This is a genomic window from Catenulispora pinisilvae, assembly GCF_015356865.1.
In the GTDB taxonomy this organism is placed as follows: Bacteria; Actinomycetota; Actinomycetes; order Streptomycetales; family Catenulisporaceae; genus Catenulispora; species Catenulispora pinisilvae.
In genome coordinates this window covers 1-10,290 of sequence record NZ_JAAFZA010000316.1, presented here as the reverse complement: position 1 = coordinate 10,290, position 10,290 = coordinate 1, and the positions used below count along the sequence as shown (strand labels likewise).

Here is a 10,290-nt window from a genome sequence, read left to right as displayed (position 1 = left end):
GGCCCGCCCCCTCCCGGCGCCGGCGCTCCCGCAGTCCCGCCGGCCGCCGCGTCGGCCGTCCCGGCGGCCAGCAACGCGACCGCCATCGCACATCCCAGGTATCGAAGCATGAATCCGTGTTATCCAGAACAAACCGGTTCATGTCGCCGATTCCAACAGTATGCCAATACCTTTATTCGGCGACCCGCACCAGCCGAATCAGCCGACTGGCATAGTCCCCGGCCGGCAACCCGAGCTCCAGTCCCCGCTCCCGCAGCACCTCGCCGGAATACGTCACCCCCCAGAACAGATCCCGATACCGCGCCCCGGCCCGCAGCCCGGGCAGCGGCACCGGAGCCGGCTCGTGCGCGAAGCGCATCGTCGGCCGCCAGACCAGCACCGCGTGCTCCGAGTCGTCCGGCGCCGCGTAATGCACACCGGACACGCCGTCGGCGGTCTGGATCCGGTACGCGACGCCCCGCTGCACCAGCCCCCGCACCTCCTTGTACTCGGCCACCAACCCCGCCGCCTCGGCGAGCTCGGCCTCCGACCACACCGTCAGGTTCCCGCCGATCCCGAGCGCCCCGGCCATCGCCACGTGGAACCGGAACCGCAGTGGCGTCTCGCGGAACGTGATCGGGCTCGGGCTGTCCGAGGCCCAGGCTGCCATCGCCGCAGCCGGGTACACCTGCCCGTACCCGGCCTGGATCTCGATCCGATCCACCGGGTCGGTGTTGTCCGACGTCCACACCTGGTCCACCCGCGCCAGCATCCCCAGATCGATCCGCCCGCCGCCGGAGGAGCAGCCCTCGATCCGCAACCCCGGATGCGCCTCCCGCAGCCGGTCGATGATCCCGTAGACGTTCCGCACCGCCACCGCCCACAACCGGTCCGGATCCGGCGCCCCCGGCCACGCCGCCTCGGTGAACGGCCGGTTCATGTCCCACTTGAAGAAGTCCACGTCGTTCTCGCGCACCAGCCGGTCCAGCGTGTCGTACACCCACGCCGCCACGTCCGCGCGCGCCAGGTTCAGCAACAGCTGGTTCCGCAACTCAGTGGCCTGACGCGTCGGCGCGTGCACCACCCACTCCGGATGCGCCCGGAACAGGTCGCTGTCGGCGTTCACCATCTCCGGCTCCACCCACAACCCGAACCGCATCCCCAGCCGGTGCACCTCATCGGCCAGCGGCTTCAGCCCGTTCGGGAACGCACCCGGGTATGTCGTCCAGTCGCCCAGGCCCGCGTGGTCGTCCCGGCGCGCGCCGAACCAGCCGTCGTCCACCACGAACAGCTCCACGCCGGTCCGGGCCGCCAGCCCGGCCAGCTCCAGCTGCTTGGCCTCGGTGAGGTCGAAGCCCATCGCCTCCCACGAGTTGTAGAGCACCGGCCGGTCCTCCTCCGGGTGCGGCAGGACGTGGCGCCGGGTGTACTCGTGCCAAGCCCGGCTCGTCCCGCCGAAGCCGTCGCCGTTGTAGAGCCCTGCGAAGACCGGCGTCACGACGCGCTCCGACGGCTCGATCCGGAACGTCTGCGCCTCGTGCCCGTACCCGCCGGTGAACGTCACCCGCCCGACCGGATCCCGGTGCACCGCGATCCGCCAACTCCCGCTCCACGCCAGCGCCGCGCTCCACACCTGCCCGGACGTCTCGTCCGCGTCCCCGGCGTCCAGCGCCAGCCACGGATTCGCGTGGTGGCTGGTGGTCCCGCGCCGGGACACCAGGACCGTCTCCGCGACCGGCAGCCGGTCCCGCTGGAGCTGCGTCTCGCTGCCCCAGCCGCCGACCAGATGGCTGAGCCGGTAGTCGGCCTGCTTCGGCAGCGTCCAGGACGCACTGTCGCAGTGTTCGACGACGATCGGCTCGGGGGCGATGTTGGCGGTGGAGTCCGGGTCGGCGGGGTCGTCGGCGCCGGTGTGCCGCACCTCGGTCCAGCGCTCGATGACGTCGCTGTCGCGGCGGACTCGGTAAACCAGCTCGCACGCCAGCGGATAGAAGCGGTCCTCAAGCTTGATCCGCAGAACCCCGTCTTCTATCTCGTACCCCACATACCGCCACTGCGCCCCGCGCACCCCGTCCGCGAACCGCACCCGCAGCCCGGCCGGCCCGAACCGGGCCCCGGTCTCGATCGGCAACTCGTCCGGCGCCGGATCGGCCTCGAAGCTGCTGTGCGACGGCGAACGCCACTCCCGCAGCTCCGTCACGTCCAACGGCTCGCCCCAATAGACGTGCCGCGGGCTGCCGTCCTCGCCGATCCTCAATGCATAGATCGAATTCGGGGTCCGCAGGACGAACAAGCCGTGCTCGACGTCTACAGACACTGGCTCGTCTCTTAGGGCATCCATGGCGGCATCCTAAGAGGAGGGAATCATGAAAGTCCGCTCCATCCTCATCGCACTCGCACCGCTGTGTCGGTGACTGGCGTGACCCTGATTGCGCGGTTTCTCCCGCTACCCGACAGTTTGGACTGTGAACACAATCACGAAAGTTTTTGTGACTCTCGGCCTCTTCTAGGGTCTCCCTTTACGTCCGAACGACAAAGCTCGGGTGTGGGAGGCCTAGACGATGGTGACGGAAACTGACGCGAACCTGGTGTCAGCGGCGGCGGCCGGGGACCCGGCTGCTTTGGAGCGCCTGGTCTCCGACTACCTGCCGCTGCTCTACAACATCGTGGGACGTGCGCTGCCGGTGGCCGCCGACGTCGATGACGTGGTGCAGGAGACGATGCTGCGGGTCGTCCGCGGCCTGCCGACGCTGCGCGATCCGCGGATGTTCCGCTCGTGGCTGGTCGCGGTGGCGATGAACCAGGTGCGGGACCACGTCCGCGCCTACAGCGGCCGGCCGCGGCCGCTGGACGAGGCGCCGGAGGTGGCCGACCCGGGCGCCGACTTCGCGGATCTGACGCTCACCGAGCTCGGGCTGACCGGGCAGCGGCGCGAGGTCGCGATGGCCACGGCCTGGCTGGACGACGACGACCGCGAGCTGCTGTCGCTGTGGTGGCTGGTCGAGGCCGGACATCTGACGCGCGGCGACCTGGTCGAGGCCATCGGCTTGGAGCCGCACCACGTCACCGTCCGGATCGCGCGGATGAAGGCACAGCTGGAGACGTCGCGGGCGGTGGTGCGCGCGCTGTGCGCCGTGCCGATCTGCCTGGAGCTCTCCGAGCTCGCGATGCAGTGGCACGGCCGCCCCGAAGCCTTGTGGCGTAAGCGGTTCGCCCGGCACACCCGGCAGTGCCCGATCTGCGCCGGGATGGCGAGCGACTTCGTCCCGGCCGAGCGGCTGCTGGTCCGGCTGCCGTTGGTGCCGGTGCCGTTCGGGCTGGCCGACGTCCTGCACCACACGGTGGTCATCCACCCCACGGCGGCCACCGCTCAGCTCCCGATGCCCGGCGCGCGCGGGCCGCGATCGGCGGCGCACTCCCATCGCCGAATACCCAAGGCGGGCGCCCGATCCGTGGCCTCGCACTTCGCGGCGAAGGCGGCGATCGCGGCGGCCGCGACGGCGGCGGTCGTCGGAGCCGCGGTGGTGGCGACCGGAGCCGGTGACGCCAAGAACGACTCCCAGGCCGGCGGCGCCGCGAGCTCCGTGACCACCGCTTCGGGGAGCACTACTTCGTCGGCGGCCGCCAGCCCGACACCCTCCGACTCCAGCAGCGCTGCTTCGGTATCGTCCAGCTCCGTCGCCTCATCCTCGCGCCCCGGATCCGCCAAGCCGACCTCAAGCCCCACGAAGAGTTCCATGAAGCCCCCTTCGCAGTCCTCGGCCGGTTCGTCGCTGTCGCAGAGCTCTAACAGCGCACCGGTCAGTGCGCCGTCGACCACGCCGTCCAGCGCGTCGTCCGCGGCGAGCCCGTCCCAGGCCGACCCCGCGGACCAGGTGCTGGCCGTGATCAACCAGGCCCGCGCCGGGCAGGGCCTGCCGGCGCTGACCCGCAGCTCCGGCCTCGACAAGAGCGCGGCGGCGCACACCTCGACCATGGCTTCCGGCTGCGGTCTGTCGCACCAGTGCCCGGGGGAGGCGGGGCTCGGCGACCGGGAGACCGCCGCCGGGGTTTCATGGACGTCGGCCGGTGAGAACATCGGTGACGGCGGGCCGGTGTCGAACACCAACGCGGCCATCGCCTCCATGGCCGTCGGCCTGACCAACAGCATGCTCGCCGAGCAGCCGCCGAACGACGGGCACCGTAAGAACATCCTGAGCTCCGGCTTCCACCACATCGGGATATCGGTGTTCCGTGACAGCAGCGGGACGGTATGGATGACGCAGGACTTCTCGGACTGAGCGCGTTTCTGAAACCCTGTTCCGATGCAGACGACCGATGAGACCGGCGAGTGGACCAGCGATCTGCTTCCGCCGGGTAGCCAGGCGCTCCGTAAGGAGTCGCTGACCGGCGGCGTCGCGAACACCGTCTGGCGGGTCGCGCTGTCCGACGGGCGCGAAGTGGTCGTGAAGGGCGGCCGCTCGGTGCCCGACGGGTTCTTCGCGCAGGAAGCCGAAAGCCTGACAGCGTTGCGGGATATCGGTGGACTGCCCACACCGCGGATCCTGCATCTCGGTGCCAAGTCGTTGGTCCTGGAATCCCTCACCTCGGAGCTGCCGGAGACGGCTCCCTTCTGGGAAGCGGCCGGCCGGGCCATCGCCGCCCTGCACGAGCACACCTCGGAGCGTCACGGCTGGCACCGCGACGGCGTCCTCGGCCTCTTGCCGCAGGAGAACGCCTGGAGTGAGGACGGGCATCGGTTCTTCGCCGAGCACCGGATCGTGCGGTATCTGAGCGAGCCGTTGGTCGAGGCGACGTTCGAGGCCGAGGAACTCCGCGCGTTGGAGGGCCTGGCTTCGCGGCTCCCCGACTTGGTTCCGGCGGCGCCCGCGGTGTTGGTCCACGGCGATCTGTGGCGGGCCAACATCATTGCCGACGGCGCCGAATCCCCGGTCTTCATCGATCCGGCGGTCTACTACGGCTGGGCCGAGATCGACGTGAGCATGATGTACTGCACCGGCCGGGTGCCGGAGGCGTTCTTCGCCGCCTATCACGAGGTGCGCCCGCCGGTCGGGGAGTGGCAGGAGCGCATGGATCTGCTGAACCTTCGCGAGTTGTTGTGCATGGTCGCGCACTTCGGGGCGGATTGCGGTGCTCCGCCGCGGATCCGCGACGTTGTCAGCCGGTTCGCTTAGCCGCTGATCCAGCCGGCGATTCAGCCGGTGATTGGGCCGGTGATCAGACGGTGATTCCGCGCAGCACTTGATCGACCAGCCGCATGACGTCGTCCATCGCCATCACCTCGTGGAACAACGCCAGCCGGGCCAGGACCGGGCCGGCCAGGGCGTCGACCACCAGCGTGGGATCGGTGTCCGCTTTGAGCTGCCCGGTCTCGACGCCGTGCCGGACGACGTCCGCCGACCGGTCCAGGCGACGGTGCCAGTACGCGGTGCGCTCCTGGTCGAACTCCGGCGACACGGGCACGGCGCTGAGCCGGACCAAGGCCGCTCCCTGCGGCGTGTTCAGGTACTCGATCAGGGCCCGCATGGTCGAGCGCAGGTCGTCGGCGATATCGTCGCCGGCCGGTCGGGCCGGCAGGGCTTCGTCGGAGTAGCGGGTGGCGGCCTCAAAGATCATCTTCTCGCGGGTGCCGAACTGTCGGTAGAGCGAGCTCTCGTGGACGCCGGCCGCCGCCGCGACGCCGGCCATCGTCACCGCCTCCGGCCCCTGCTCGGTCAGCAGGCGCACCACCACTTCGAACACCGCGCGGCGCATCGGCTCGCCGCGGCGGCGCAGCGGTGGTGCTTTCTCCTGCGGGCTCACGGTAAGTGACGCTAGCCGTCCACCGATCCCGATGCAATGCGAGACACCTTGCGTTAGCTGTTCGTCGGGCGTAGCGTCCAATGCGAGGCGACTTGCAATGAGAGGAGCGCACCATGGCGACGATGCGTGCCGCACGTCTGAACCTGGCCACCGGGACGCTGAGCGTCGAGGACGTCGAGAAGCCGACGCCGGGAGCCGGCGAGGTACTGGTCAAGGTCGAGGCGGCCGGGGTCTGCCTGTCCGACGTCCACCTGGTGCGCGGCTACTTCGGCAAGCCGCGGCTGCTGGCCGGCGACACGGTGACCCTCGGTCACGAGACCGCGGGCACGGTCGCCGAGGTCGGGCCGGGCGTCAGTGCCTGGAAGACCGGCGATCGCGTGGTGTTGCAGGCCGGCGAGATCCGCGACGGCCAGGTGTGGACGCGCGGCGTGGACTACGACGGCGGCTGGGCCGAGTTCGCGCTCGCGCGGCAGGACACGCTGGTCGCCCTGCCGGACTCGATCCCGTTCGAGCAGGGCGCGATCATCCCGGACGCGGTGTCCACGCCGTGGGGCGCGATCACCGCGACGGCGCACGTCGGGCCGGCTCAGTCGGTCGGCGTGTGGGGCATCGGCGGGCTCGGGGCGCACGGCGTGCAGTTGCTGCGCGCGATCGGTGCCTGCCCGATCATCGCCATCGACCCCTCGCCGGCGGCGCGGGAGCGGGCGCTGGCCTTCGGTGCGGACATCGCGCTGGACTCCGCCGACCCGGACCTGCGCGGGGCGATCCGCGCCGCGACCGGCGGGGCCGGGCTGGAGTTCGCGTTCGACTTCGCCGGGGTGACGCCGGTGCGGGAGCAGGCGCTGCGGCAGCTGGCGCCGGGCGGGAAGCTGGTGCTGGTCGGGCTGAGCGGGCAGCCGATCACCATCGAGAACAGCACCAAGTTCCAGTCCGCGCAGTTCCAACTGTTGGGGCACTACGGTTCGCCGGAGGAGTCGGTCGCACAGTTGATCCGGCTGGAGGCCGGCGGGCGGTTGGACTTCGCGCGGTCGATCTCCGGGGTGATGGGGTTGGAGCAGGCGGCCGAGGCGGTCGAGCGGTTGGAGAAGAAGATCGGCGACCCGATTCGGATCGTGCTGCGTCCCTCTCTTTAAGGGCTCTCTAAAGAGCTCCTAAGGATCGCCAACAGGGGGGTTCTCTACAGAGCACAGCGGGGCGGGCGCTACTTAAACTGGCCAGGTCAGGACATTCGGCCCGGCCGATGTGGCCCCGACCCACGGGATGCGTTCTGTTCGCCTACCTCCTCGCCGCGCTGTTCGCGCTGCTGTTCGTCGACGCGGTGATGCGCGACCCGCGCGGCTTCCGGAACGCGGTGTTCCTCGGGCTGACGTTGTCGTTCCTGGGGCTGGGACTGCTGGTCGGGGTGTCGCGGTCGTCCGGCGACGGGCGGGTGCTGGCGGTCGTGGCGGTGGGGTTGCTGCCGACCGTGGGGCTGATGGCGTTGGTGACGTTCCTGATCCTCAACGGCCTGACCATGCTCCGCAAGGAAGGGCGGACCGTCACCAACCTGCTGTCGCTCGCTTGCGGCGTCGGCATCGTCGGGCTGGTGCTGTTCTTGGTGGCGGCCGTGGTCGCGCGCCGGCAGGTGTTGATCGGCTTGGCCGCCGCCGCGGTGTTGGTGGTGTGCTACCTCGCCTTCCTGTTCTTCTGCTACCTCTCCTATGGGTTCGTCTATAGGCGGATGCCGATCCGACGTGCTGCGGACTTCGTGGTGGTGCTCGGGGCCGGGCTGATGGGCGGACGGGTGGTGTCGCCGCTGTTGGCGAGTCGGCTGGACCGCGGGCGTTCCGTATACGAATCCCTGGATGGGGACAACGGCCCGATGCTCATCGTGTCCGGGGGCAAGGGGTCGGACGAGCGGTTGTCCGAGGCCGAGGCGATGGCGGACTATCTGGTCGAGCGAGGGTTTCCTGCGGACCGGATCCTGAAGGAAGACCAGTCGAGGACGACAGAGGAGAACCTTCTCTATAGCGCTGCGCTTATGAGGGAGATGCGGCCTGAGGGGTATCGCTGTGTGGTCGTCACCAACGACTTCCACAGCTACCGTGCGGCGCTGATCGCGCGGGATCTGGGGGTGCCCGCTCAGGTGGCGGGCTCGCCGACGGCCGCGTATTTCCTGCCGAGTGCGACGATCCGGGAGTTCATCGCCGTGTTCGTGCGCTATTGGAAGGTGAACCTGCCGATCTGCGCGTTCCTCGCCGCGCCGGCGTTGGTGATGCTGGCGCGTTGAGGCGCGTTGAGGCGCGTTGGGGCGCGTATAGGTGCGTACAGGCGCTTAAGGGGCTTGAGCCGCTTAAGACTTCGACCCGCTTGGGCGGTTTGAGGCGCGCCTTCGACACAGACGTGTGTCCGCCCTCGAAGATGGGTTGGTGAACGGATACGCAGTCGTCGATGTCGAGACCTCCGGGTTCCATCCTCCGGTCGCGGAGATCGTGGAGGTCGGCATCGTGCATGTGGACGTCACCGGCCAGGTGACGGGCAGTTGGGACAGTCTGCTGCGACCGGAGGGCGGGGTCGGGGCGACGCGGGTGCACGGCATCACGCGGGAGATGGTCGAGCGCGCGCCACGGTTCGCCGACATCGGGTTGGAGCTGCACGCCTTACTCGCGGACCGCGTGGTGGTCGCCCACAACCTGGCGTTCGACTCGAAGTTCCTGGTGACGCAGTTCGCGCAGATCGGCGTGCACTCCCCGGAGATCGCCGGCGGCGCGTGCACGCTGCGGACGTCGCAGGCGCTGCTGCCGGGGCCGTCGTACAAGCTGCTGGACTGCTGCGAGGCGGTCGGGGTGGTGCTGACCGACGCGCACAGCGCGCTCGGCGACGCGCTGGCGACGGCTCGGCTGCTGGGCCACTTCCTGACGCACGGGATCGCCGTCGGCGGGATGCCGGTGCCGCCGCAGGCGCCGGTCCCGCAGCCTCGCGCCGAGGTCGGCGAGCGGTTCCTGTCCAGGTCACACTAGGTATCCAGGTCAACTCGGCACCAGTTCGACGATTCGGTTGCGGCCGCTTGATAACGGCGTTATCGTTCTTGTAACGACGTTATCAAACCGAGGAGGCCGCCATGAACTTCACGATCTTGGACGATCACCGCGAGGTCGGCGTTGATGCGCGGGTGGTCGGTGATGACAGTGTTCTGATACCGATCGGCGACGTCCCCGGCGCTCTCGGATGGGAACGCAAGCCGCAGGGGTGGTGCCGTGGCGACATATGCATCCCCGCGCGGGTGGCCGAGAACGTCGAGCGCGAGGGTGGCCTCGTGGACCTCGCCGCCTTCGCCGACCTGATCGACCGGCCCTACGCCGCGGCGCCTGGCCTCGGGGTAGCCGTCTTCGGGGTGTCGGCCACCGAGCGCGAGTCGGCGCTGGCCGAGGGGGAGGCGCCGGACTTCGAACTGCGCGACGTGGCCGGCACCGCACACCGGCTGAGCGACCTTCGGGGACGCAAGGTGGCGCTGGTGTTCTGGGCTTCGTGGTGCGGCTGCCGCTACGACTTGCCGGAGTGGGAACGGCAGCACGCCGCGCTGAGCCCGGAGGGGTTCTCCGTGGTGAGCGTGGCCGTCGACCGTCGCCCCGGCGATGCCGCACCGTGGATCCGCGAGGCGTCGGCGACGCATCCCGCCCTGATCGACGCCGACGGCCGCGTGGCCGATCGCTACCAGGTGCTGAACGTCCCGACCGTCGTCTGGATCGACGAGCAGGGCCGCATCGCCCGCCCCAACGACACGCAGTTCGCCACCGACCTCTTCCGCTCTATGAGTGGTCTGGACTCATCGCGTGCCATGGCGGCCCTGCAACGCTGGGTCCACGACGATGACAGCGGTCTGACGACCGAGGACGTCACGGCCCACGCCCCGCTGGTGACCGCCACCCAGCAGCAGGCCCGTACCGAAGCCGCACTCGCCCTGTGGCTCCACCGCGCCGGCCACCCCACCGAAGCCGCGGAGCACTTCGCGGAGGCGGAACGACTGGCCCCCGAGGACGTCACCATCTGGCGCAGCGCCATGCCACTGCTGGGCGCGGACCCCATGGGCGAGGAGTACTTCAAACGCCGCGAGGCACTGACCGACGCCGGCATCCCGATCTACCGTCCGCTGCCGGACTGGCAGAGCGCCGCCGAGGGGTGAGGCGAGTTCAACGCTACAGTGACCGACAAATCCGGGGGAGCGAGCTACGACAGCGGGAAGCGGACATGAGCGCGAAGCCTGAGACCGTCGACGAGTACCAGCCGGTCGCCCCCGGCGTCTACGCCCGGGCCCACGCCCAGGGCCAGGAAGTGCTGCGCGCGTCGCTCCTGGACGTCGCCGCGCGCCTCCTCGCCGCCGAAGGCCCCGCCGCCCTGACCATGCGCCGCATCGCCGCCGAAGCCGGCTGCTCCACGATGGTCCTCTACAAGCACTTCGGTTCCAAGGACGCCATCGCCGCCGCCCTCTACCTCGAAGGCTTCGCCCGCCTCAAGCGCCACCTCGACGCC

General features: G+C 69.9%; 9 protein-coding genes. 7 read left to right on the top strand and 2 right to left on the bottom strand.

Features of this window, described 5'->3' with window-relative positions; genetic code table 11:
• Nucleotides 1-172 precede the first annotated feature (172 nt).
• Entirely contained in the window at nucleotides 173-2,320 is a 2,148-nt protein-coding gene (locus tag IZR01_RS44635; protein ID WP_194927370.1) for an alpha-galactosidase, read from the bottom strand.
• 220 nt (nucleotides 2,321-2,540) lie between these two features.
• Here IZR01_RS44635 and IZR01_RS44630 point away from each other — a divergent pair, with 220 nt between their 5' ends.
• Both IZR01_RS44630 and IZR01_RS44625 read left to right on the top strand, forming a co-directional pair.
• A complete protein-coding gene (locus IZR01_RS44630) occupies nucleotides 2,541-4,259 on the top strand; it encodes a sigma-70 family RNA polymerase sigma factor (RefSeq protein ID WP_194898658.1) in 1,719 nt (572 codons plus the stop codon).
• A gap of 24 nt (nucleotides 4,260-4,283) precedes the next feature.
• Nucleotides 4,284-5,153, top strand: a complete 870-nt coding sequence (locus tag IZR01_RS44625; RefSeq protein WP_194898659.1) for a fructosamine kinase family protein — start codon at nucleotides 4,284-4,286, stop codon at nucleotides 5,151-5,153.
• A 43-nt stretch (nucleotides 5,154-5,196) separates the two neighbouring features.
• Here the strand turns inward: IZR01_RS44625 and IZR01_RS44620 are convergent, their stop codons facing one another.
• Nucleotides 5,197-5,781, bottom strand: a complete 585-nt coding sequence (locus tag IZR01_RS44620; RefSeq protein ID WP_194927369.1) for a TetR-like C-terminal domain-containing protein — start codon at nucleotides 5,779-5,781, stop codon at nucleotides 5,197-5,199.
• Nucleotides 5,782-5,894: 113 nt separating this feature from the next.
• Here IZR01_RS44620 and IZR01_RS44615 point away from each other — a divergent pair, with 113 nt between their 5' ends.
• From IZR01_RS44615 to IZR01_RS44595, 5 genes are all read left to right on the top strand, one after another.
• Entirely contained in the window at nucleotides 5,895-6,914 is a 1,020-nt protein-coding gene (locus IZR01_RS44615) for a zinc-binding dehydrogenase (protein WP_194898661.1), read from the top strand.
• 107 nt (nucleotides 6,915-7,021) lie between these two features.
• A complete protein-coding gene (locus IZR01_RS44610) occupies nucleotides 7,022-8,050 on the top strand; it encodes a YdcF family protein (RefSeq protein WP_194927368.1) in 1,029 nt (342 codons plus the stop codon).
• Between the two features lie 139 nt (nucleotides 8,051-8,189).
• A complete protein-coding gene (locus IZR01_RS44605) occupies nucleotides 8,190-8,780 on the top strand; it encodes a 3'-5' exonuclease (protein WP_194927367.1) in 591 nt (196 codons plus the stop codon).
• Between the two features lie 101 nt (nucleotides 8,781-8,881).
• Nucleotides 8,882-9,943, top strand: a complete 1,062-nt coding sequence (locus IZR01_RS44600; RefSeq protein ID WP_194898663.1) for a TlpA disulfide reductase family protein — start codon at nucleotides 8,882-8,884, stop codon at nucleotides 9,941-9,943.
• A 65-nt stretch (nucleotides 9,944-10,008) separates the two neighbouring features.
• Nucleotides 10,009-10,290, top strand: a 282-nt coding sequence (locus tag IZR01_RS44595) for a TetR/AcrR family transcriptional regulator (protein WP_194927366.1), incomplete at its 3' end; no start/stop codon positions are given.

Bases quoted from the DNA above. Each gene is read 5' to 3' on its own strand.
- IZR01_RS44600 (WP_194898663.1), top strand. From the start codon at position 8,882: ATGAACTTCACGATCTTGGACGATCACCGCGAGGTCGGCGTTGATGCG.
- IZR01_RS44610 (WP_194927368.1), top strand. From the start codon at position 7,022: ATGTGGCCCCGACCCACGGGATGCGTTCTGTTCGCCTACCTCCTCGCC.
- IZR01_RS44625 (WP_194898659.1), top strand. From the start codon at position 4,284: ATGCAGACGACCGATGAGACCGGCGAGTGGACCAGCGATCTGCTTCCG.
- IZR01_RS44635 (WP_194927370.1), bottom strand. From the start codon at position 2,320: ATGGATGCCCTAAGAGACGAGCCAGTGTCTGTAGACGTCGAGCACGGC.
- IZR01_RS44615 (WP_194898661.1), top strand. From the start codon at position 5,895: ATGGCGACGATGCGTGCCGCACGTCTGAACCTGGCCACCGGGACGCTG.
- IZR01_RS44630 (WP_194898658.1), top strand. From the start codon at position 2,541: ATGGTGACGGAAACTGACGCGAACCTGGTGTCAGCGGCGGCGGCCGGG.